Raw genomic sequence first — 22,527 nt, forward strand, 5'->3', positions numbered from 1 at the left:
ACTTATCAACACCAAACCCGAGTAAAATACGTAGAAGTGCTCCTGCTAAAATAGGAATAGAAAGTAGGGTTGCTTTTTGAGAAGGGTTCATAACAAAACCACTGACAGCGTGTAGTGATTCACTTATTTCTGTTGCGAGGGGTCCGAGCATTGTCCAGACCATAAAACTAAAATCGAAATATAAAAAGGCTGCAAAAAGTGTTTTTGCATCCCCTTGACCTTTGAGGGCTTTAAAATTTGCCATATCTTTTCCTTGTTTGACTTAAAATCACATTTGATATCTTGTGTGGGGAATTATATCACTGTTTTTATGTATATAAAGCAAATAATTGTATAATTTTTAATCAGTGTTAAACTAGCTTTATACTTCAGAGGTGCTATAATTCGCATACATTAATATATGGAAATAATTTATGCAAGAGAATATGTCAACACCCTTAGAAAATTTTATAAACTACAAAGCTGATACTAATATGCAGTGTGGAAATTATTCAATAGATATACCACCTTTAAAAGAAGGTGAACAGTATAGGTTTCACTTTGATGCTGTCGCTTGCGTTGGTTGTCGTTGTTGTGAAGTTGCTTGTAATGAACAAAACAATAATCCAGCTGACATCAAGTGGCGTCGTGTTGGAGAGATGGAAGGTGGAGAGTTTCCTGCCTTTACACAGCTTCTAAACTCTATGAGCTGTAATCATTGTATCGATCCAGAATGCCTTATTGGTTGTCCTACAGAGTCTTATATAAAGATAGCTGAAACAGGAATAGTTGTTCATGATGATGACACTTGTATCGGATGTCAGTACTGTACATGGAACTGCCCTTATGGCGTGCCAGTATTTCATGAAGAACGAAATATTGTTACAAAATGTCATATGTGTCATGAAAGATTAGATGTTGGGGAATCACCGGCTTGTGTTCAAGCATGTCCAGCTGGTGCGATTGAGATAGAAGTGGTAAATGTCAAAGAGTGGCTTGAGTGTGATATTGATGAGCAAGCAAATATGCCATTTTTACCAGATGCAAGAATTACGAACTCAACTACACGGTATACCTTGCCAGATGATTTACCTGAGCAGATGAAAGAGATGGATGAGCATATCTTAAAACCGGCACATAAAGAATTACCACTTGTTTTTATGACAGTTTTAACACAAATCTCACTTGGTGGATTTTTGGCACTTTTTTTAGGTGACTTTATGAGTTTATTTGGATTTGAGAATACAAACTGGATCATGGCACTACTTGTCATGATTCCTGCTGCAATTGGATTACCTCTCTCAGCACTACATCTTGGTCGTCCTTTTTTAGCAATGACTGCAATGAAAAACATCAAAACATCATGGTTGTCTCGTGAAGCTTTAGCTCTAGGCTTGTTTACAGGATTAATGAGTGTGGTTGTTGCTTCATACTTTTTCAATATTTCTATCTTACTGCGTTTGATACTTGAGGCAGTGACTCTGAGTATCGGTATTTACGGTATTTATGCACAAAGTATGATTTATCGTATTCGTGCTCGTCCTTCATGGAATAGAATTACAACAAATTTTAAGTTTTTTGGTGTGGCATACATTGGTGTCTTCTTGCTAGCATTTATTAGCTCTGTATCAAGTATTCATGAAGCTATAATCCCATTGACAACACTTGGAATGCTTGGCGCACTGGCACAGCTTTTCTTTTCATATGAAGATATTAGAACCCTTGATGCAAAAGAGAATGAATACCAGTTACAAAGGACAAAACGATTATTAAACGAAAACTTTAAAAAAGTGAAGGTGATACGTTTTGTTACTTTGATAATCGGTGGTGTATTACTCCCGCTTTTAGCCTTGGTTTTTGTGAGTGCATCTTCTATAACAGCAGCTTCTGTTATATTGTTTTTAGCAATGCTAATCACTTTCAGTAGTGAATTGTTTGATAGGTTTTTATTTTATACAACCGTTGTACCTTTAGGTATGGCAGGTGGATTTTTTGTTGGAAAACAAAGAGGCTAATGATGATAATAGAAGTAGATGAACTTGATTTTAAAGAAGTTTTAGCAAATGAGTTTTCTAAAGGAAATATAGTAATTTTAAAGTTTGGATCAATGTATTGTGATGCTTGCATGGCACTTGGATTTGAGCTTGAAGAGTTAGATGAAAAGATGGATAATCTCTCTATTTTAGAAATAGATTGTTCAGATAGTGAGTCTTTAACACAAATGTATGATATCGTACAAGTTCCAACAATGATTATATATAAAGATGCTAACAGTATGATATTTAATGCAGTTGGGGTTACTTTAGCTGTGGATATAGAGAAAATAATTAAAGAGAGTATGTAATGATAGGTAAAATAAAAGATTTTTTAGGTTTTGATATAAAAGAAGAAAAGTATAAACTTTCCCATGATGATACTTTTGGAATGATTAGTGATGAAAAAAAACCAGATAAATGGGTTTTTTCTACCTGTGGTTATTGTGGAGTAGGGTGTGGTCTTTATATTGGAGTAAAAGACGGCAAAGCTGTTTATACAAAAGGAAACCCTAAACATTTTGTTAACAAGGGTACACTGTGTCCAAAAGGATTAAGTGAACATCAAATGATAAACTCTCCTCATAGAATTCCAAGTCCTATGATAAGAAAAAATGGTGAATTACAAGACGTTTCTTGGGATGAGGCATTTACAAAAGTGAGTAATGAATTTAAACGTATAGCACGTGAACATGGCCCTCAAGCAGTTTCAGTTATAGGAACAGGACAGTTTTTAACTGAAGAGTTTTATACCCTTGGAAAATTTGTTCAACTTGGGCTTAAAACAAATAATTATGATGGAAATACTACGCTTTGTATGGCAAGTGCTGTAATGGGATATAAGCAGTCTTTAGGGAGTGATGGTCCAACGAGTTCATATGAAGATTTTGAGCATGCAGATACTATCTTTTTGGTTGGGGCTAACATAGCTGATAATCATCCAATATTGACACTTCATATAAATAAAAATCCAAATAAAAAGGTCATAGTTATTGACCCTAGAGCTTCAAAAACTTCTCAAATGGCAGATTTGTTTGTTCCTATCAAACCACGTACTGACCTAGCACTTTATAATGGTCTTGCATATATTGTAATGGAGCAGGGCTGGGAAGATGAAGGGTATATCAAAGCAAATACAAATGGCTATAAAGAACTTAGAAAACATCTTCAAGATTATCCACCGCAAGAAGTTGCAAATATAACAGGCATAGATGTAAAAACATTATATGAACTTGCTCGTGAATTTGTTTCAAGTAAAAAGGTGATTACTGGTTGGACAATGGGTATTAATCAGTCATTTATGGGAACAGATACGGTGAGTGCAATCATAAATCTTCATCTCTTAACTGGACATATTGGACGTGAGGGAACAGGTCCTTTTAGTATAACAGGACAGTGTAATGCAATGGGAACACGTGAAACTGGCTTTACATCTTCTTTACCTGGATATAGAAACTATGGAGATGAAGAGGCTTTAAAAGAGTATGCTAAGATTGTAAATGTTCCAGAGGAGATTATTCCCCGTGAGCGTGGCTATAAGTATGCTGAAATAATTGATGCAATAGACAGAGGTGAGATAAAAGCACTTTGGATTACGGCAACAAACCCTCTTGTATCTTTTGTAAATCAAGATAAACTTCGTAAAACTTTGGCGAAACTTGACTTGTTAGTTGTTCAAGATGCCTTTATGGGGGATACAGCACAAATTGCAGATGTCATTTTTGCTGCTGCGACTTGGGGTGAAAAAGAGGGTGTCTATACAAACTCTGAACGCCGTTGTAACAAAGCCAATAAGGCAGTTGAACCATTGGGTAATTCTAAAGGTGATTTTGACATTATATTAGAGTTTTCAAAATACTTTGAAGGTGTTAATGAAATGCTGTTTCCAAACTGGAGTGAGCCTCGTGATGCTTTTAATGAGTGGAGGAAAGTCTCAAAGGGTCAGTTGTGCGACTACAGCGGTATGACGTATGAACTTATCGAAGAACTTGGTGGGATTCAATGGCCTTGTAATGAAGAACATCCAAAAGGGACAAAAAGACTTTATTCTCCAGATATCCCGTTTAGAACTGCTGATAAAAAAGCGAAACTTTTATGTCTAGAATGGCATCCTATGGCAGAACCAATAAGCCCTGAATTTCCAGTGATTTTAAATACTGGGAGAACGGTTGAACAGTGGCACACGCGTACGAAAACTAGAGCCATTGATATACTTGATAATCTTGCTCCTGAAGCATGGGTCGATATTTCTCCAAAAGATGCAAAAAAGTTAAAAGTTAAAAGTGGCGATAGAATGAGCCTTTCATCTCCTCGTGGTCGCGTAGATGATGTTGTCGTTCGAGTTACTGAAAGTGTACGTGAGGGGACAGTTTTTGTTCCTTTTCATTTTAACGAGCAACTTGTAAACACTTTAACAAGTGAGAGCTTTTGTCCTAAATCGGGTGAGCCAAATTTTAAACAGACAGCAATACAGTTGCACTCGAGTGAAGTTCCAGAGGGAATACACCTAAAAGAAGAAGAATCAAGTGGAGCTATAGCACATCACAAAGTGGTCTATGAGGGTGTAACCCATAAAGAAAAAGAGATTCTTAAGAGTTTGTAATTTTTGAGAATTATGATACAATCTTAAAAATAAGAGTATGGGGAAGGTATTAAAGTGTTAGAAAATAATTTTTATCTTTATATTGTCATCGGTCTTGTTGCAATTTCTTCTTTGAGTATTGTATTTAATATACTTCAAAGAAGAACCATTTCGCAACTCAAAGAGAGTTCTGAAACACTCATAAAAGATGCCTATTTTAACCCTGTTACCTCATTACCAAATGATAACAATTTCACTATTGTTATAAAAGAACAAATTGATAGAGCACAAAGACATGAGAAGGCTTTTTTACTACTGTATATTAAACTTAAACATTTTAATAATGATGAGGACATTGTAAATATAGGTTCGAAGTTGTCTGAAACCCTCAGAAATGAAGACTTTTTAGCCCATATTGGTGAAGATGAATTTGTTGTCCTTTTTAATGAATATTTAGAAGCTGAAAATTATGAAATAGTTATTAAAAGGATTGTTAATGCCTTTCCAAAATATTCTATCCGTGTGGGCACAAGTATCTATCCTATAGATGCAAAAGATAAAAAATACCTTGTTGCTAAAGCTAGAGAAGACTCCCTCAACGCGCTGTATTGATTTAATTAAAGCAAATTAGAAGCCAATACTCAGTATAATTCAATGATTTTTATAAAAAGGTGTATGCATGACTAATAAACGTGTTTTAGTTAAGTTTTCAGGTGAAGCTCTTGCTGGTGAATCAGGTCATGGTATTGATACAAAAATACTTAAGTATATTGCACAAGAGATTAAATCTCTTATAAATGAGGGTATTGAAGTTGGTATCGTGATCGGTGGTGGGAATATTATTCGCGGTGTAACAGCTGCAGAAGACGGTATTATTAGACGTACATCTGGTGACTATATGGGTATGCTTGCAACAGTTATAAATGCTGTAGCGATGCAAGAAGCTTGTGAACATGCAGGCCTTCAAGTACGTATGCAAACAGCTATCAAAATGGAACAAATTGCAGAACCTTACATAAATCGTAAAGCGACTCGTCATCTTGAAAAAGGTCGAGTAGTTATCTTTGCTGCTGGTACAGGAAATCCATTCTTTACTACAGATACTGCTGCTACACTTAGAGCTGTTGAGATTGGGGCAGAAGTTATTATAAAAGCTACAAAAGTTGACGGTGTTTATGACAAAGATCCTGTAAAATACAGTGATGCTGTTAAGCTTTCAGAGTTGACTTATGACCAGGCACTTCAAGACCATATTAAAGTAATGGATGACACATCTATTGCATTAGCAAAAGATAATAAGTTGCCAATAATAGTTTGTGATATGTCAATTAAAGGGAATCTTTTAGATATTCTCAATGGCAATATGGCTAACTGCTCAATAGTAAAATAATAAATAAAAGGATAAATATGCAATCAATGAAAGTAGAAGAATTAACTGCAAAAATTTTAAATGAAAACCCAAATATAGATCGTTATCAGCTTGCTATTGCTGTCTCAAAAAGATGTGATGAGATAGAAAATGGTGCAATTAGCCAACTGAGTGTAAACACTAAAAGTATCAAGTCAGCAGATTTGGCACTTATGGAAATAGCGGAAGGTCTTATAGTTATAAAAGGCTTTTCAGATATAAAAAAATAAAGAGATATTTTGTCGCTGAGTCAAGTAGATATTGATATTATTAAAAATATACACGATATCGATTCAGCAACGGAGTACCTTTTTTCTCAAATTCCCGTAAGCGATGAGTTAGAGTTTGCTCTAGAATACGCAAAAGAAGCTCATAAAACACAATTTCGTAAAAGTGGTGAGCCTTACATTATACATCCCATCTTAGTTTCTGCTATCGTTGCCTCTATAACAAATGATAAATCTATGGCAATTGCTGGTTTATTGCATGATGTAGTTGAAGATACAGATATTGCAATTGAAGAGATAGATGAACGTTTTGGAAAAGATGTTGCACACCTTGTTGCAGGTCTTACAAAAATTGATGCTATACGAGATAAAGAACTACTTCCCTCAACTTCTACAGATAGACTAGTAATCTCCGCACTCTCTTTTAGAAAAATGCTTATTGCAAGTATTGAAGATGTTCGTGTTTTGGTAGTAAAACTATGCGATAGATTTCACAATATGCTCACTCTTGATGCCTTGCCTCCTGAAAAACAAAAAAGAATTTCGGAAGAAACTTTAGTCGTTTATGCTCCTATTGCACATCGTTTAGGTATTTCATTTTTAAAAAATATTTTGGAAGATTTAAGTTTTGGATATATCTTTGTAAAAGAGAAAAAAGAGATTGAAGATTATCTTGAAAAAAATTATCATGCAATAGAGATAAGACTCAATGAATTTAAAGATTCAATATCTAAAACCTTAATTAAAAATGGCTTTTGTGAAGATGACTTTGAAATTCTTTCGCGTATTAAACATAAGTATTCTATTTATCTTAAAATGCAAAGAAAAGGTGTAGGTATCGATGAGGTGCTTGACCTTCTCGCTGTACGAATATTAACCAAAGATCCTGTTAAATGCTATACAATTTTAGGTCTTGTACATTTAAACTTTCGTCCACTTGCTTCACGTTTTAAAGATTATATTGCTGTTGCAAAAGACAATGGCTATCAGACAATTCATACAAGCGTATTTTACAATACTGCAATATTTGAAGTACAGATAAGAACCTATGAGATGCATAAAACTGCAGAACTTGGTGTTGCTGCACACTGGAAATATAAAAGTGGTGGAAATAATGTAAAACTTGATTGGCTTGATAACCTTCAGTATCAAAACGAATCAGTGGAAGATTTTTATGATTTAATAAAAAATGATCTCTATTCTGAGGATATTTCTGTATTTTCCCCAACAGGCGATGCGTTTACTCTTCCTCGTGGTGCAGTGGCTTTAGACTTTGCTTACGCGGTGCATACGGAAGTTGGGAACAAAGCAATATCTGCATTGATTAATAAAACAAAATCATCACTTCTTACTGAACTCAACAATGGAGATATCGTTAAGATAATAACTTCAGATAAAGAAATAACACGCTGTAGTTGGATTGATGCTGTGAAAACATCCAAGGCAAAAACAAATATGAAACTTATTTGTAATGCAAGAATACGGGATATTAATGAAAAATATGCAGTAAATATAATCGCTACTGTAATGAATTTAAACTATTCGCGTATTGAAGAGTGGTTCAAAAAGAATCATTGCACTAACTTGATGCATATTCCAAACGATATTGAGCAATTAAAAAATGTAATTCATAAATATACAAGTGAAATTAGTAAAAATAATCGATTTAAGGGTTTTATCACTAGGCATAGATTTAAACTTAAAAAGTATACGATTGCAGGACTAGAGATATACTCTGCTAGTACTATAAGTGATGTAGTATTTGATTATTGTTGTCATCCAAAAACTGGTGATGAAGTGATGGGGTTTTTAGATAAAAATAAAGTACATGTTCATCACAAAATGTGTTCCCATGCGATTAAAGAGCTTGAAGAACATAAGCCTATGGTCTATATAAGATGGGCAAAAACAAATCTTTATCGCTATAAACTCATAGGTTCTTTACATAATGAAAAGGGTGCTTTAGCAAATTTTTTAAATTATCTAGTCAAGCTTGATATTGATATCAATTCAATAGAATTAGGTAAAGAAGCTACAGACTACACAAAGTATTGTGAGCTAGAATTTGAGGCAAAAGAAGCTGATATTAACACACTTCGTGCTAAAATAGAGTCAAAAATTAAAGTGATTCATTTAGTGCGAGCAAATGATGCATATAAAAATTAAAGAGAAAAGAGAAAAATTAGATGATAGATGAAGCGTTAAGAGAAATAAGTAGAGGTTGTGCTGAAATAATTGATAATGAAAGGGTAGAAAAACTTCTTAAAAATTATTTTGAGGAAGGAAAAACATATACAGTGAAAGCTGGTTTTGATCCTACTGCCCCTGACCTACACCTAGGACACACGGTACTTTTACAAAAACTTGCAACTTTTCAGAAATATGGTGGCAGAGTACAATTTCTGATAGGAAGTTTTACGGCGACTATTGGTGACCCAACAGGAAAAAATGCAACAAGAAAAGTACTTTCTAAAGAAGATATAATAAAAAATATAAAAAGTTATACGACACAGGCTTTTAAAATACTTGATGAAAGTAAGACTGAAATTGTTTACAATGATGATTGGCTAGGTCAAATGAGTGCAGCAGATATGATTACTCTTGCATCAAATTTAACTGTTGCACGTATGTTAGAGCGTGATGATTTTTCAAAAAGGTTTAAATCAAATACACCAATAGCTACAAGTGAATTTATGTATCCTCTACTTCAAGGTTATGACAGCGTTTATTTAAAGTCTGATATCGAAATAGGCGGAACAGATCAAAAGTTCAACCTATTAATGGGCAGACAACTACAAAAAGCTTATGACATTAAAAAACAACAAGCTGTTTTGATGATGCCTATTTTAGAAGGTCTTGATGGCGTTGCTAAAATGAGTAAATCACTTGGAAATTATATTGGTGTTGCAGATGAAGCAAATGATATGTTTGGTAAAGTTTTAAGTATTTCAGATGAGTTAATGTGGCGATATTTTGAACTTTTAAGTGATAAATCTTTAGACGAAATTGCAAGACTTAAAGAGGGTGTTGCAAATAATACTTTGCATCCTAAAAAAGTTAAAGAAGATTTGGCGATTGAAATTACTACACGTTTCCATGATGAAAAAGCGGCGCAAAATGCAAAAGCAGAATTTGAAAAAGTTCATGCGAAAAATCAGATTCCAACAGATATTGAACTCTTCTCATGTGATGGTGATATCTGGATAGCAAAAGCATTGGTAGATTGTAACATCGAGCCATCTACTTCTCAGGCTAGAAGAGATATTAAGCAAGGTGGTGTTAAAATAAACCAAGAAAAAGTATTTGATGATAAATTACAATTGTCAACTGGAGAATATCTACTTCAAGTTGGGAAAAGAAAATTTGCAAAATTAAAGGTGAATTAATGAGTTTTAAATCTGTAAAAATTGGTAAATATGAAATTGAAAAACCTATTATTCAAGGTGGAATGGGTGTCGGTATAAGTTGGGATCAGTTAGCTGGTACTGTCTCTGCAGAAGGTGCCTTAGGTGTGATTAGTTCTGTTGGAACTGGCTACTATAAAGACAAAGAATATGCAGCAAAACTTGTAGCAGACAGACCTTTAAGCGAAGTGAATTTTTACTCAAAAGAGGGCTTCACAGCTATTGTTGAGAGTGCTAGAAAAATATGTGGTGACAAACCACTTGCAGCAAATATTTTATATGCTATTAATGACTATGGTCGTGTTGTTCGTGATGCTTGTGAAGCGGGTGTAGACATCATTATCACTGGAGCAGGGCTTCCTACTAATATGCCTGAGTTTACTGATGGCTACCCAGATGTTGCACTTGTTCCAATTGTCTCTTCACCAAAAGCTCTCAAAATTATATGTAAAAGATGGCAAAAACGTTACAACCGTCTTCCTGATGCTGTAATTTTAGAAGGACCAAAAAGTGGTGGACATCAAGGTTTTACATATGAACAATGTTCAATGGAAGAGTATCAACTTGAAAATCTTGTGAAACCAGTTGTTGAAGAAGCTGCTTTATGGGGTGGTATGCCAGTATTTGCTGCAGGTGGTGTTTGGGATAAGAAAGATATCGAAGCCATGATGGAACTAGGTGCAAGCGGGGTACAAATGGGTACGAGATTTATTGGTACTTATGAGTGTGATGCGCACGCAAACTTTAAAAAAGTACTTTTAGATGCAAAAGAAGGTGATATCAAGCTTATGGGTTCCCCAGTTGGATATCCAGCGCAAGGCGTTGTCACAAATCTGACGCATTTAGTTGAAAAACGAGAAGGTCCAGCCATTAAATGTATCTCTAATTGTGTCGCGCCATGTAATCGTGGAGAAGAGGCTAAAGTTGTTGGTTTTTGTATAGCAGATAGACTCTCTGATGCTTATGAAGGAAATTTGGAAACAGGTCTTTTCTTCTCAGGCACAAATGGATACAAACTCAACGAAATCATTAGTGTACACGATTTACTTGAAAAGCTAACACAGGGCGAATAAGATTATCACCCTTCGTTTTATAGTACTGTTCTCGCTACTATTTTCACTGACATTGCACGCACTTAGTGATACCTCACTGCTAAAGCGTGCTAATGGATACGCTAAGTCTGCATCAAAAAGTGAGCAGTTTAGAGCCTATAATGATTATAAAAATTTATATCTTAGGGCTTTAATGAATGATAGTGATTCATTACGTATAAAAGCTCTTCAGGGTATTGTTAAAAGTGGAAGTAAGCTTCATATTGATGTTTCCAATTATTCTCAAGAGCTCTCGAGAGAAAAACATTACAATTACAACAAACCAAAATCCAAAAAAAATAAAAAAATAAAAAATATAAAAGTTAAGTCTTCACATAAACTCAAGTCAGTTACATGGCAAGGAGGAAAACTTGTCCTAAAATTTAATAAAAAACTTCGAAACAATCAATTGAATTATTTTACTTTATATGACAAAAAACGTAAAAAATATAAATATGTCTTTGATATCCATGCTTCTATGTTGACCAAATCTCAAACATTACGTAAAAATGGTGTTGACAGAATTAAATTAGCTCAATATAACTCTAATACACTGCGTTTGGTCATTGAAAACACAAAGAAACTTAGCGTTCATTTTTCTAAAAAAGAGAGAAGGATTGAAATAACAATTTCAAGCCATGAAATACGAAAAAACAGTATATTAACAAGCAGAATAAAAAAATCACCTACAAGACTTGATAAAAATAAGGTTATCGTGATAGATGCGGGGCATGGTGGCAAAGATCCCGGTGCAATAGGATATACAGGCTATAGAGAAAAGGTAATTGTTTTAGCTATTGCAAAGGAGCTGAGTAGAATACTTAAAGCACGAGGCTATAAAGTTTATATGACACGCAAAAGTGATAAGTTTATTAAACTGCGAAACAGGACAAAATTTGCCAATAGAAAAAATGCAGATATCTTTATCAGTATTCATGCAAACGCAGTAAGTAAACGTCAAGCACATAAAGCGAGAGGGATAGAGTGCTATTTTCTTGCTACTTCACGTTCCAAGAGAGCTAAGAAAGTGGCAGAGATAGAAAACTCAGCAAGCTTAGAAGATATGAACTTTTATGGAAAAGAGAGTTTTTTAAATACACTCAATTCTCATAATATAGTAGCAGCAAATAAATTAGCGATAGACTTACAAAGAAGTGCATTATCAGCTTTAAAAAAGAAGTATAAATATGTTAAAGATGCAGGTGTGCGAGAGGGTCCATTTTGGGTTTTAGTTGGAGCTCAAATGCCAGCAGTTTTAGTTGAAGTAGGCTTTATTTCAAATCCACAAGAAGCGAAAAAACTTGTAAAAAAAGAGTATCAAAAAACTATGGCGAAGGGACTTGCCAATGGAGTTGAAAGATATTTTATCAACTCCAAAAAAAGGTAGAGTTTACTCTTCTTGTTTGTAGTGGAGTTCACCAGCTACAGATTCTTTGTCGTTAATGACCTGTTCTATTTGTTGTTTTACTTTATCATACCTATACTGTTCTTTAAAGCCTATGATACGACCACCTGCTGCGTTTGGATGTCCACCACCATTTGCCCATTCTTTTGATATTAGCGCAACACTGACTTTATTATTTGCTCGTAAACTCATTGCACCTCTGTAGCTCACATCTACGATGAAATCATATTCTGGATATGCCACTAAAAAGCCATTTCCTACGATAGAAGTGTTTCCAACGCCATAACTTAGATAGCCTTTGTAGCCTTTATAGTAGATTGTTTTTTCTTTTCTTGCTTTACCCAGTAGTTCTACAACATATTTTGTAGCAAGGTTATCCAGCGTATCATCTTTAGAACTTTTAAAAAATTCTTTTTTAAGCGCGTGTATCTTTTCATCTAGTACTATAGGTGCATGGGGTTCATTGATATATTTTACAGCTTCAAGAAGTAGTGAAATTTTGTAATGTGAATCTTCATCGGGGAACATAATTCTATTGAGCTCCCTTGTCTCTGTAACTAAGCGCATACAAACTTTTCCATATTCAAAGTTTTCATGTTCTTCTAGTTTCCATAAATCTACTGCGTTTACTACATTTACATATTTTTCCATCCAGTCAGGTTCATCAAATTCAAGATTTTCTTTGACATAGTCATAGGTGATTTTTGTTCCACATCTTGTTTCATCAAGTAAGTACCAGTCAAACTTTTTAGCACTTTCAGCTCCACTTCCATGATGGTCTAGTAGTTGTAATTTGACACTACAACAGCTGTCGTTTACTTTTTTAACTTCATGTGTTAACCATCTGGACTCATCTGCTGTTAAATTAAGATCTGTGATAAGTATAAAAGCAGATTCTTTTGCTTTTTTAATGTTTTCAAGCATAAGAGTTAATTTTTGCTTCACTTCGGGTCCATAGTTTGCATTATAATTAAATTTTTTATATGGAGTGTATTTCATAACAAGTTGGCAGCTGTAGCCATCAAGGTCTATATGTGAGAGATGATGAAATGTAGGATTGGTCATTTTTTACCTTTTTAATTTTCAGTTTCTATTGAAATTGAGCCCATGACTTCAAATGTAGCACTTGAATCAATTTCTGCGTGAGAAAGCGTAACAACATCAAGAGAAAACCTCTCAAATATTTCAGCAATACTGCGGCGGATTTGTGGATCGACGATAATTATTACAGGGGAAACTCCTTTTTGTAATACCTCTGCGGCTTTTGCGCTTGTTGCTTGAATAAGGGCATTTATTTCTCCCACGTTGAGCATAAGGTTTCTTACTCCATCTTGATCTTGAGATTTTTGCAGAAGAAGTTGTTCTGTTTGCGTATCAAAGGTAAGAAGCTTAACAACTCCGTCATCTCCTGCATACATTTGGGTAATAACACGGGAGAGTTTTGCACGAACTTGTTCAGTGATTAAGTCAACATTTTTTGTGTATTCGGCTATATCGGCAATAGTTTCCAAGATAGTGAGCATATCTTTAAGAGGTATTTTTTCATGCAATAATGCTTTAAATACGCGCTGAATAAGTCCAATAGATGCTACTTTGAGTACATCATCAATAATTACAGGGTAGTCATCTTTGATTTTATCTATAAGGGATTGTACTTCTTGTCTTGTAAGAAGTTCTTCAGCATTACGTTTAATGAGTTCACTCATATGCGTGGAGATAACAGTTGCCGGATCAACGACAGTGTAACCATTGATGATGGCATCTTCTTTTTGCTCTGGTAGTATCCAAAGGGCATCGAGTCCAAAAGCCGGCTCTTTTGTTGGTTCACCTTGAATTTCACCTGTTGCCATTCCGCTATCCATTGCAAGAAATTTATCAGGCACTATTTCACCTTCACCAATAGCTATTCCTTTGAGTAGTACTTGGTATTGCGTAGGTTTTAGATGTAAGTTGTCCCTGATTCTCACTTGAGGCATTAAAAAGCCAAAGTCGCTAGCAATTTTTCTTCGCATAGAACGAATACGTTCAAGAAGGTCACCACCTTGGGCACTATCAGCAAGCTTTATGAGTTGGTAGCCTAGTGTAAGCTCTAACATCTCAACTTTTAGAATGTCTTCTAAAGCTTCCTCTTCCTCTTTGGCTATTTCCGCATTCGTTTTCTTAGGTTTTAAGCGCTCTTTTTCTTCTTTTAACTGCTCTTTTGTTTTATTTGCAACTATATCTTGGACATTAAGAATATCTAGCTCACCTTTTTCAAATTTATAGATAGCCCAACCTAAAAGAAAAAACAAACCACCGACAAAAGCCATTGAAGCTGTAGGTAGTCCGGGAACCATAGCAAAAAGGAACATGATAAAACCAACTATCATCATAGTCTTTGCATTTCCAACCATTTGGGTAATGGTACCTTGTGCAAAATTTTCACCATCACTTGAGGAACGTGTTATCATGATACCTGTAGCAGTAGAGATAATGAGCGCAGGAATTTGACTTACAAGTCCATCTCCAATAGTTAGAAGTGTAAATGTTGATGCACTGTCTGTAATACTCATATCATATTGAAAAACACCGATAAGAAAGCCACCGATGATATTTATAAGCGTGATGACAATACCAGCAACAGCATCTCCCTTAACAAACTTCGATGAACCATCCATAGCTCCATAAAAGTTTGCATCTTGAAGAATTTCTGCACGGCGTTGTTTTGCCTGGGCATCATCTATAAGACCAGCATTCAAGTCGGCATCTACTGCCATCTGTTTTCCCGGCATAGAATCAAGTACGAAACGAGCTGCAACTTCTGCAACTCTTGTTGAACCCTTAGTAATAACCATAAAGTTTATAAGTACCAAGATAGAGAAGACGATGATCCCTATCACATAGTTTCCTCCAACAACAAAGTTACCAAAACTAGTAATAACATCACTGACATTTTCAGGTCCTGCATAGCCATTGCTCAAAATCATTCTCGTCGTTGCAATATTAAGGGAAAGTCTAAAGAGCGTTAGAATAAGGATAAGTGTAGGAAAGGTGGTCAAATCAGTAGGTTTTGGTACGTAAAGAGAAATAAGTAATATAAGTACTGATAGGGCGATAGAAACTGTTAATAAAACATCCAAAATAGGAGAAGGTAAAGGAACAATGATGATGGCTAAAATAGCCATTACAAAAAAGACAACACCTAAGTCCCTTTTGCCAAGAAGAAAATTGAGAGAAGTTCCAATTTGTTGTTTGATTGTCATTTTTTTTGCCAAAGTTATAGCTTACTCATAAGGTTATTAATCGTCCAAGACATCAGCTAAAGTGAGCTGCCCTAAGAAAACATCAATTTTCCCTTGGAGCTTATTTAAAATAGGCCATAAAGAACAAGTGGTTCCTTTTTCTGAAGGACAATCTTCTTGTGATGGAGAACACTCAAAAACTGCAGGTGCTTTTCCTTCAACGCAAGTCATGATTGCAAGCATATTGATTTGTGATGGAAGTTTGTTTAAAGAAAAACCACCATTGACACCTTTGTAGGATTTTAAAATCTCTTTTTTTGCAAGGGCTTGCAGTATTTTTGCTAGAAAGCTCTTTGAAATAGAGAGTTCACGTGAAAGTGTTTCACTGTCCATAGGCTCTTTAGCGGATGATAAAAGTATGAGTGAAAGTATTGCGTATTCACTAGCACGGGTTATTAACATTATTTTAAATCTTTTTATTTTATTGAGAACTACTATTATAGCTAAAAAGTATAAAATATATTTGAGTTAGTGAACAATTTATAGTGATTGTAAAAAATATTAAAGAAAACTTAGATATAATTCCACTTCAACTTCTTCTGCATTGTGCATTTGAGTTAGATTATTATACCCATCAGGAGGCTATTATGGCTTTAGATTCGGCTAAAAAACAAGAAATTGTTGCAAAATACGGACGTAATGAAAATGACACTGGTTCAAGTGAAGTTCAAATTGCATTATTAACTACAAGAATTGCAGAGTTAACAGAACACTTAAAAGTTTTCAAAAAAGATCATGCATCACGTTTAGGTCTACTAAAATTAGTTGGTCAACGTCGTCGTTTAATGAAATACTTAAAAAGAAAGAACAAAGACACTTATATGAAACTTGTTGAAGATCTTGGTATCCGCGACAACATCTAAGTTATAAATATTTCTTACTTGTAAGTCTCAAATATTTGAGACTTACACCTCTTTATAAAAAAATCTCAATTGCTCTTTTTAAATCCTCTTTTGTATCAATGCCAAAACCTGTACTTGCTACTTTTACCATAGCTATATTTTTTTGATGATATATAGCTCGTAGTTGTTCTAACTTTTCTATGTCTTCAATTGGAGCATCTTGGAGTGAGCAAAATTCTTTCAGACTTTTTTTTGAAAATCCATATATTCCAATATGTCCAAAGTAAACAGCTTCTCCACTTTGATTGTGAGGAATTTTTGCCCGTGAAAAATAGATGGCATTGTTTTTTGCATCTAAAACTACTTTAACTAGATTTGGATCTTGTGCTGCATCTGCGTTTATCGAGTTGTAGCAACTTCCCATTATAAACTCTTCATTATTTGATTGAAGATTTTTGAGTTTTTTCATCAGTGATTCTACAACATCAGGTTCTATAAAAGGCTCATCAGCTTGTACATTGATAACAAGTTCATTATCAGGAAGGTTGAGTATTGTGGCACATTCATAGATCCTATCAGTTCCACTTTTATGCGTCGTTGATGTAAGCATAGCTTCAATGCCATACTCGTTACAGACTTCTATAATGCTTTCATCATCAGCAGCGACAACAACCCTGTCTAAATGTTGGATTCTTTTAGCTGTTCTGACGACCATTGGTAAGCCGCCTATATCTGCTAAAACTTTTCGTGGAAAGCGTGTGGATTCTAATCTTGCAGGAATAATAATCATGATATTTTAATAACCTTTTTAATCGTTTTTAGTATAATTGCACTATTATATCAAATCAGCTATAAGAAGGCTACTAACTTATGCTACTTTATCAACCAGAATCTGGCTATTGTTACAATAGTGATTCTATTTTTCTTTATAATTTTATTAATTCGTTTCATCCAAAAGGAAAGGTTTTAGATGTAGGTGCAGGGTGTGGAGTGGTAGGTTTATTAGTGGCTAGAGATAATGCAAAAGTAGAACTTGAAGCAGTTGAAAAGCAAGCTGCGTTTAGACATTATGCTAGAACAAACGCAGCTGTAAATAAAATAGCATATACATTACACGAAGGTGATTTTTTAGAGCTTGAGAGTGAGACAAAATATGACTATATCATTTCAAACCCACCTTTTTATCCTGCTGGAGTACAAAAAAGTGAAAATGAAATGCTATTTTACGCGCGATATAACGTAAATCTTCCTTTGGCAGATTTTTTTAAAAAAGTTTCACAACTTTTAAAGCCAAAGTCGCATTTTATTTTTTGTTACGATCCTACTGCGTTTGGAGAGATTTGCTCAGAGCTCAATAAAGTAAAAATGAAGATTGTAGATGTGCAGTTTGTACATCCTAAGTCTGATAGAGCTGCTTCTCTTGTGATGGTACATGCAAGAAACGGGTCAAAGTCTATGATGAAAGTCTGGTCACCGTTTATCAGTTTTGAAGGGAATGAACTTTCACATAAAGTACAAGAAATATATAAAAAAGCTAATACACAGAGTATAAAATGTCAAATATAATGAAAAAAGAAGGGTATCCATACGCCTTTAATACAGATGCCTGTGCAACTTGTGAAGGTCGTTGCTGTACCGGGGAGAGTGGATACATTTATGTTAGTAAAAATGAAATTTTAGCAATTGCAGAAGTTTTAAAGATGGATGTTAATGAATTCAGAGTAAAATATCTCTTTCAAAAAGGGTATAAATATTCGATAAAAGAAAGGAAATACAATGATTCTTTCGAATGTGTATTTTATGACAGAGAATCAAACGGTTGTAGGATTTATAATGCGAGACCTACTCAGTGTAAAACATTTCCTTTTTGGGATTATTATAAAACACGAGTTGATGAACTAAAAAAAGAGTGTCCAGGGATTATTGATGATTAAAACGTTTTTATTTATATTGATTGCTCTATTTTTTATCTCATGCTCAAGTCAGCCAAAAGTTATAAAACCTTATGAAAAAGCTTTTGAAGGTGAAGATACCTATATAATGTTTGCTCTTCGTGCTGAACAGCTTAAAGACTACAAAGGAGCTTCTGCTCTCTTTGATAAACTGTATGAAAAAGCTCATAAAAAAGAGTATCTTTACCGTTCTTTACAAGATGCTCTTTTAGCTAAACAAAATAGTAAAGTTATTAAAAAAGTTGATGTAATTACTAAAGATTCTTTTGATGATGTAATTTTAATTCGTCTTAAAATTCTTGCATTGATGGAAATGGGAAAATTAGATGAAGCAAAACTGCTTGCTACAACGCTTGCTGCAAAAACACAAAATCCAAATGATTATCTTTTAGCAGGTGATGTATTTATCAAAAAACAAGAGTTAGATTCGGCACTTAAATATCTTGAAAGTGCTTATGCTCAAGATTATAATGAAAAGGTATTAGATAAAATAGCTGTTCTTTTATATGCAAATCTTCATAGAAAAAAAGATGCCATAGCTTACTTAGAAACACACACTCGGGTGCATGGCTGTTCACAGCTTATTTGTAAGCGTTTGATAGGGATTTATAGTAATGAAAACAATATTGACGGTTTACTCTCTGTGTATAAACGCCTGTATGCATTAAAACAAAATGAAGCAATAGCTAAAAAAATTATTCAGATATATGCATATAAACGTGATTATGTACAATTAATTAATTTTTTAGAAGAGAGTAGAGCTGATGATGAGGTTTTGCTTCAGTTATACACATCTGGAAAAAATTACAAAAAAGCTTCAGAACTAGCAAGTAAACTTTATGCTGATACTGGTGATGTGACTTACCTTGGTCAAAGTGCAATTTATGAGTATGAAAGTTATGGTAAAGATATTTCAAACGAGCTACTGCATCAGGTGGTTTCAAAGCTTGAAAATGTAGTGAAAGTGACAGATAATCCACTGTATATGAATTATCTTGGATATATTCTTATTGATCATGACCTTGATGTTGAAAAAGGAATGAAGTATGTTCAACAAGTGCTTCAAGATAATCCAGATTCAGCCTATTATATAGATTCACTTGCTTGGGGTTATTATAAGCTAGGTAAATGCAAAAAGGCTAAAGAGCTCATGGATAAAGTAGTAAAACTTGAAGGTGGGGATAATCCTGAAGTAATGCAACATGTAGAAAAAATTAATCAATGTTTAGAAAAATCTCATAAAAAGTAAAGGTGGCAATATAAAATGATTTTAGATGATATTATAAAAAAGACAAAAGAAGATTTAGTAAAACGAGAAAAAGAATTTTCATTAGATTGGCTCGGTCGTTCATTAGCCTATAATGCAAGACAGCCTCGCGATGTTATACCGTATCTAAAAGCGACAGAAGAAGATCCTTATAGAATTATCTCAGAAGTAAAAAAAGCTTCGCCATCAAAAGGTGTAATCCGTGAGGATTTTGATCCTCTTGCTATTGCTCAAGCATACGAACGTGGAGGAGCAAGTGCTATTTCTGTTTTAACAGAACCACATTTTTTTCAGGGTTCACTAGATTATCTTGCAGGCATTAGGAGATATGTGGGGATTCCACTTTTGAGAAAAGATTTTATTATCTCAAAATATCAAATTTTGGAAGCTTTAGTACATGGTGCAGACTTTATTCTTCTCATTGCAGCAGCACTGAGTAAGTCTGAGTTAAAAGAGTTGTTAAATTACACTCGTCATTTAGGCATGGAAGCGCTCGTTGAAGTACATGATAAAAAAGACTTGATAAAAGCTATCTATGCAGGAAGTGATATTATCGGCATAAATCATCGTAATTTACAAACGTTTGAAATGAATATGAATCTTGCGTATGAATTGATTCCTTTGATACCAAATGGTAAGATTATCGTAGCTGAGAGTGGTATCTATGAACATGGACAGCTTGAAGATTTAAGTAAAGCTGGAGTAGATGCATTTTTGGTTGGAGAATCATTAATGCGACAAGATAATGAAGAAGAAGCCTTAAAAAAACTAAAATTTGGAGAAAAATAAAATGATAAAAACAATAACAGCAACACTTCTTGTATTGAGTTTGTTTATGACTGGCTGTACCCAAGAGACACAAAATAAGATAGGACGTTCAATACAAAACTGGACAGGGACAAATGGTGTACTTGATATCTATATGGGAGGAAAACTCACTAAAAGATTTATCAAGATTGACAAACTGACTACGGCAACAAGTACAGAGGGAAGTATCTCAAGAAATTATCGTTATGGCTATGGTTATCTTGATATAAATGAAAATTATATTGTAGATAAAGGTGAGAAAAAACTTTATTTTGAAATTAGTAATTTTTCAACTCCATATATCTTTTATGAAAATCCAAAGAACTAAACTGTGAATACTATAGAGCTTTTTAAGTATTTTATTAATTCTAAAAGTGAAACGCCAGATGATGGTGGGATTTTAACCTTTATAGAAGATTATTTAAGTGATTTTACTGCGATAAGAGTGGATGTTGAAGATGTTAAAAACCTTTTTATTTATAAAAAATTTGGAGAGGGTGAGCATCTCTGTTTTGCTGGGCATGTAGATGTAGTACCTGCTGGAAAAAACTGGGATACTAATCCTTATGAAGCAATAGAAAAAGATGGCTTTATTTATGGACGTGGTGCTCAGGATATGAAAAGTGGTGTAGCTGCGTTTACTCAGGCTGTCAAAGAGGCAAAAGAATTTAGAGGGACACTCTCTTTACTTTTAACTTCAGATGAAGAGGGTGAAGCGACAAATGGCACGATAAAAGTGTTGGAATATTTGAAAGAACACAATATGCTTCCAGATGCTTGTGTTGTAGCTGAACCAACATGTGAAAAAACATTTGGTGATACTATCAAAGTTGGACGCCGTGGCTCTATAAATGGTTACCTCACATTAAAAGGTAAGCAAGGTCATGCAGCATATCCAGAAAAAGCGATAAACCCTATCCATCAGATATCAAAAGTTTTAGGTGATATGGCGGGGATTGATTTAGATAGTGGTGATGAATTTTTTGCTCCTTCAAAATTTGTTGTAACCGATATCCGTTCGGGGATGCAGGTGACTAATGTAACACCAAATGAACTTCAGATGATGTTTAATGTACGAAACAATACAAAAACAACACAAAAAGAGGTTCGTGAATTTGTTGAAAAACATTTACATGGACTTGATTATGAGCTGCGTTTGACACAGGGTTCTTACCCGTTTAAGACAGATACAAATACAAAGGTAGTGAAAAAAATTGATACTGCGATTGAATTTGTAACAGATGTACGACCAGAACACTCTACTGCAGGAGGAACAAGTGATGCCCGTTTTATAGCTGCGTTTGGCATTGCTGTCATTGAATTTGGGGTGAAAAATGACACAATTCATTCTGTAAATGAAAGAACAAGTAAAGCAGAAGTGCAAGGGCTTTATAATGTTTTTGCAAGATTGATAGCTATTTGGGATAAATAGTGAAAAATCTTTTTTTTGTATTGCTTTTTTTTACAGTTTCCCTTTTTTCAGGAGAAATAACTTACTCAGATACTTATGTAGAAGCCTTGAAAAAGGCTAAAAAAGAGCATAAACTTGTTTATATAATAATAGTGTCCGATAACTGTAAATGGTGTAAAAAATTTGAAAAAACCACACTACAAGAAAAAGAAATTAAAGAGAGAGTTAATAAAGAATTTGTTACAGTTTTACTCTCAAGAGATAAGACTACTATACCTCCAATTTTTAAAACTACATCATCAGTACCAAGGCATTATTTTGTAGATACTGATGGGAATGTACTTTATTGGGCTATAGGATATAGAGATAAAGAACTTATAAATGCATTTATGGATAATGCACAGTTGAAATTAAAACAATTACAGGAGTATAAATGAAACCAGTACAAACATCAAAAGCACCATCGGCTATAGGGCCATATTCACAAGCGGTAGTAGCAAATGGACTAGTATATACATCAGGTCAAATAGCGCTTGCTCCAGATGGATCAGACGAACTGCTTAAGGCACCTGTAGGTACACAAACTTTAAGAGTTTTAGAAAATCTTAAAGCAGTGTTAGAAGAGGCAGGTAGTTCTTTAAATGATGTTATCAAGACAACAATATATCTTGCAGATATGGATGACTTCTCAACTGTTAATAAGGTTTATGAATTAGAGTTTGGTGGACACAAACCGGCACGTTCAACCGTTGCAGTAAAAACATTACCAAAAAATGCACTTGTAGAAATTGATGCTGTCGCTTTGGTGGCAAACTACTCTTTTTAAACTTTCTTTCTTT

The 22,527-nt window shown here is 34.3% G+C and carries 23 protein-coding genes and 1 pseudogene; 19 read left to right on the forward strand and 5 right to left on the reverse strand.

What is annotated here, in order from left to right; translation table 11 throughout:
* Positions 1-244, reverse strand: a pseudogene (locus MV052_RS01070) (MFS transporter); the annotation flags it as partial.
* 169 nt (positions 245-413) lie between these two features.
* Here MV052_RS01070 and MV052_RS01075 point away from each other — a divergent pair.
* From MV052_RS01075 to MV052_RS01120, 10 genes are all read left to right on the forward strand, one after another.
* Positions 414-1,994: a DmsC/YnfH family molybdoenzyme membrane anchor subunit gene (locus MV052_RS01075; RefSeq protein WP_297440122.1), complete on the forward strand. Its 1,581-nt coding sequence runs from the start codon at positions 414-416 to the stop codon at positions 1,992-1,994.
* Complete coding sequence (locus MV052_RS01080; protein ID WP_297440124.1) at positions 1,994-2,323, forward strand: protein disulfide isomerase family protein; 330 nt, start codon at positions 1,994-1,996, stop codon at positions 2,321-2,323. Before MV052_RS01075 ends, MV052_RS01080 begins: the two co-directional genes overlap by 1 nt.
* On the forward strand, positions 2,323-4,614 hold the full coding sequence (locus MV052_RS01085) for a nitrate reductase (protein ID WP_297440127.1): 2,292 nt from the start codon (positions 2,323-2,325) through the stop codon (positions 4,612-4,614). The genes MV052_RS01080 and MV052_RS01085 overlap by 1 nt, the downstream gene beginning before the upstream one ends.
* 54 nt (positions 4,615-4,668) lie before the next feature.
* A complete protein-coding gene (locus MV052_RS01090; RefSeq protein ID WP_297440129.1) occupies positions 4,669-5,205 on the forward strand; it encodes a diguanylate cyclase in 537 nt (178 codons plus the stop codon).
* Between the two features lie 67 nt (positions 5,206-5,272).
* Positions 5,273-5,983: a UMP kinase gene (gene pyrH / locus MV052_RS01095; RefSeq protein ID WP_297440131.1), complete on the forward strand. Its 711-nt coding sequence runs from the start codon at positions 5,273-5,275 to the stop codon at positions 5,981-5,983.
* Positions 5,984-6,000: 17 nt separating this feature from the next.
* Complete coding sequence (locus tag MV052_RS01100; RefSeq protein WP_297440133.1) at positions 6,001-6,231, forward strand: DNA-directed RNA polymerase subunit omega; 231 nt, start codon at positions 6,001-6,003, stop codon at positions 6,229-6,231.
* Positions 6,232-6,240: 9 nt separating this feature from the next.
* The gene (locus MV052_RS01105) at positions 6,241-8,394 is read left to right on the forward strand and encodes a RelA/SpoT family protein (RefSeq protein ID WP_297440135.1); all 2,154 of its coding nucleotides are present in this window, start codon (positions 6,241-6,243) and stop codon (positions 8,392-8,394) included.
* A 20-nt stretch (positions 8,395-8,414) separates the two neighbouring features.
* Entirely contained in the window at positions 8,415-9,614 is a 1,200-nt protein-coding gene (gene tyrS, locus MV052_RS01110) for a tyrosine--tRNA ligase (RefSeq protein ID WP_297440136.1), read from the forward strand.
* A complete protein-coding gene (locus MV052_RS01115; RefSeq protein ID WP_297440137.1) occupies positions 9,614-10,705 on the forward strand; it encodes a nitronate monooxygenase family protein in 1,092 nt (363 codons plus the stop codon). Before tyrS ends, MV052_RS01115 begins: the two co-directional genes overlap by 1 nt.
* 172 nt (positions 10,706-10,877) lie before the next feature.
* Positions 10,878-12,110 (forward strand): N-acetylmuramoyl-L-alanine amidase, encoded by a 1,233-nt coding sequence (locus tag MV052_RS01120; RefSeq protein WP_297440139.1) that lies wholly within the window; start codon positions 10,878-10,880, stop codon positions 12,108-12,110.
* A gap of 3 nt (positions 12,111-12,113) precedes the next feature.
* Here MV052_RS01120 and MV052_RS01125 read toward each other — a convergent pair whose 3' ends face one another.
* Genes MV052_RS01125 through MV052_RS01135 form a run of 3 tightly spaced genes read right to left on the reverse strand, consistent with a single transcriptional unit; the run spans position 12,114 to position 15,811 of the window.
* Positions 12,114-13,193 carry a phosphoesterase gene (locus MV052_RS01125; protein WP_297440141.1) on the reverse strand — a complete coding sequence of 360 codons (1,080 nt, stop codon included), beginning with the start codon at positions 13,191-13,193 and terminating at the stop codon, positions 12,114-12,116.
* An 11-nt stretch (positions 13,194-13,204) separates the two neighbouring features.
* Positions 13,205-15,370 (reverse strand): flagellar biosynthesis protein FlhA, encoded by a 2,166-nt coding sequence (gene flhA, locus MV052_RS01130; protein ID WP_297440164.1) that lies wholly within the window; start codon positions 15,368-15,370, stop codon positions 13,205-13,207.
* Between the two features lie 36 nt (positions 15,371-15,406).
* Entirely contained in the window at positions 15,407-15,811 is a 405-nt protein-coding gene (locus tag MV052_RS01135; protein WP_297440142.1) for an Rrf2 family transcriptional regulator, read from the reverse strand.
* Between the two features lie 185 nt (positions 15,812-15,996).
* Here MV052_RS01135 and rpsO point away from each other — a divergent pair, with 185 nt between their 5' ends.
* Complete coding sequence (gene rpsO / locus MV052_RS01140) at positions 15,997-16,272, forward strand: 30S ribosomal protein S15 (RefSeq protein WP_297440144.1); 276 nt, start codon at positions 15,997-15,999, stop codon at positions 16,270-16,272.
* A 52-nt stretch (positions 16,273-16,324) separates the two neighbouring features.
* Here the strand turns inward: rpsO and kdsB are convergent, their stop codons facing one another.
* Positions 16,325-17,041, reverse strand: a complete 717-nt coding sequence (kdsB, locus tag MV052_RS01145; RefSeq protein WP_297440146.1) for a 3-deoxy-manno-octulosonate cytidylyltransferase — start codon at positions 17,039-17,041, stop codon at positions 16,325-16,327.
* A gap of 80 nt (positions 17,042-17,121) precedes the next feature.
* Between kdsB and MV052_RS01150 the strand changes: the two genes are divergently transcribed.
* Genes MV052_RS01150 through MV052_RS01185 form a run of 8 tightly spaced genes read left to right on the forward strand, consistent with a single transcriptional unit; the run spans position 17,122 to position 22,514 of the window.
* Positions 17,122-17,817 carry a methyltransferase gene (locus MV052_RS01150; protein WP_297440148.1) on the forward strand — a complete coding sequence of 232 codons (696 nt, stop codon included), beginning with the start codon at positions 17,122-17,124 and terminating at the stop codon, positions 17,815-17,817.
* Complete coding sequence (locus tag MV052_RS01155) at positions 17,805-18,185, forward strand: YkgJ family cysteine cluster protein (protein ID WP_297440150.1); 381 nt, start codon at positions 17,805-17,807, stop codon at positions 18,183-18,185. Before MV052_RS01150 ends, MV052_RS01155 begins: the two co-directional genes overlap by 13 nt.
* Positions 18,178-19,452: a hypothetical protein gene (locus MV052_RS01160; RefSeq protein ID WP_297440152.1), complete on the forward strand. Its 1,275-nt coding sequence runs from the start codon at positions 18,178-18,180 to the stop codon at positions 19,450-19,452. The genes MV052_RS01155 and MV052_RS01160 overlap by 8 nt, the downstream gene beginning before the upstream one ends.
* Positions 19,453-19,467: 15 nt before the next feature.
* Entirely contained in the window at positions 19,468-20,259 is a 792-nt protein-coding gene (trpC, locus tag MV052_RS01165; protein ID WP_297440154.1) for an indole-3-glycerol phosphate synthase TrpC, read from the forward strand.
* 1 nt (position 20,260) lies between these two features.
* Positions 20,261-20,605: a hypothetical protein gene (locus MV052_RS01170; RefSeq protein WP_297440156.1), complete on the forward strand. Its 345-nt coding sequence runs from the start codon at positions 20,261-20,263 to the stop codon at positions 20,603-20,605.
* A 3-nt stretch (positions 20,606-20,608) separates the two neighbouring features.
* Entirely contained in the window at positions 20,609-21,709 is a 1,101-nt protein-coding gene (dapE, locus tag MV052_RS01175) for a succinyl-diaminopimelate desuccinylase (protein ID WP_297440158.1), read from the forward strand.
* Positions 21,709-22,125: a DUF255 domain-containing protein gene (locus MV052_RS01180; RefSeq protein WP_297440160.1), complete on the forward strand. Its 417-nt coding sequence runs from the start codon at positions 21,709-21,711 to the stop codon at positions 22,123-22,125. The genes dapE and MV052_RS01180 overlap by 1 nt, the downstream gene beginning before the upstream one ends.
* Positions 22,122-22,514, forward strand: a complete 393-nt coding sequence (locus tag MV052_RS01185; RefSeq protein ID WP_297440162.1) for a RidA family protein — start codon at positions 22,122-22,124, stop codon at positions 22,512-22,514. The genes MV052_RS01180 and MV052_RS01185 overlap by 4 nt, the downstream gene beginning before the upstream one ends.
* The last annotated feature ends 13 nt before the right edge of the window (positions 22,515-22,527 follow it).

Source organism: Sulfurimonas sp. (genome assembly GCF_026988655.1).
Lineage (GTDB): Bacteria > Campylobacterota > Campylobacteria > Campylobacterales > Sulfurimonadaceae > Sulfurimonas.

Coding starts and splice junctions, on each gene's coding strand:
- MV052_RS01075 (WP_297440122.1), top strand. CDS start 414: ATGCAAGAGAATATGTCAACACCCTTAGAAAATTTTATAAACTACAAA.
- MV052_RS01080 (WP_297440124.1), top strand. CDS start 1,994: ATGATGATAATAGAAGTAGATGAACTTGATTTTAAAGAAGTTTTAGCA.
- MV052_RS01085 (WP_297440127.1), top strand. CDS start 2,323: ATGATAGGTAAAATAAAAGATTTTTTAGGTTTTGATATAAAAGAAGAA.
- pyrH (WP_297440131.1), top strand. CDS start 5,273: ATGACTAATAAACGTGTTTTAGTTAAGTTTTCAGGTGAAGCTCTTGCT.
- MV052_RS01100 (WP_297440133.1), top strand. CDS start 6,001: ATGCAATCAATGAAAGTAGAAGAATTAACTGCAAAAATTTTAAATGAA.
- tyrS (WP_297440136.1), top strand. CDS start 8,415: ATGATAGATGAAGCGTTAAGAGAAATAAGTAGAGGTTGTGCTGAAATA.
- MV052_RS01115 (WP_297440137.1), top strand. CDS start 9,614: ATGAGTTTTAAATCTGTAAAAATTGGTAAATATGAAATTGAAAAACCT.
- MV052_RS01120 (WP_297440139.1), top strand. CDS start 10,878: ATGAATGATAGTGATTCATTACGTATAAAAGCTCTTCAGGGTATTGTT.
- MV052_RS01125 (WP_297440141.1), bottom strand. CDS start 13,193: ATGACCAATCCTACATTTCATCATCTCTCACATATAGACCTTGATGGC.
- flhA (WP_297440164.1), bottom strand. CDS start 15,370: ATGACAATCAAACAACAAATTGGAACTTCTCTCAATTTTCTTCTTGGC.
- MV052_RS01135 (WP_297440142.1), bottom strand. CDS start 15,811: ATGTTAATAACCCGTGCTAGTGAATACGCAATACTTTCACTCATACTT.
- rpsO (WP_297440144.1), top strand. CDS start 15,997: ATGGCTTTAGATTCGGCTAAAAAACAAGAAATTGTTGCAAAATACGGA.
- kdsB (WP_297440146.1), bottom strand. CDS start 17,041: ATGATTATTATTCCTGCAAGATTAGAATCCACACGCTTTCCACGAAAA.
- MV052_RS01150 (WP_297440148.1), top strand. CDS start 17,122: ATGCTACTTTATCAACCAGAATCTGGCTATTGTTACAATAGTGATTCT.
- MV052_RS01155 (WP_297440150.1), top strand. CDS start 17,805: ATGTCAAATATAATGAAAAAAGAAGGGTATCCATACGCCTTTAATACA.
- MV052_RS01160 (WP_297440152.1), top strand. CDS start 18,178: ATGATTAAAACGTTTTTATTTATATTGATTGCTCTATTTTTTATCTCA.
- trpC (WP_297440154.1), top strand. CDS start 19,468: ATGATTTTAGATGATATTATAAAAAAGACAAAAGAAGATTTAGTAAAA.
- MV052_RS01170 (WP_297440156.1), top strand. CDS start 20,261: ATGATAAAAACAATAACAGCAACACTTCTTGTATTGAGTTTGTTTATG.
- MV052_RS01185 (WP_297440162.1), top strand. CDS start 22,122: ATGAAACCAGTACAAACATCAAAAGCACCATCGGCTATAGGGCCATAT.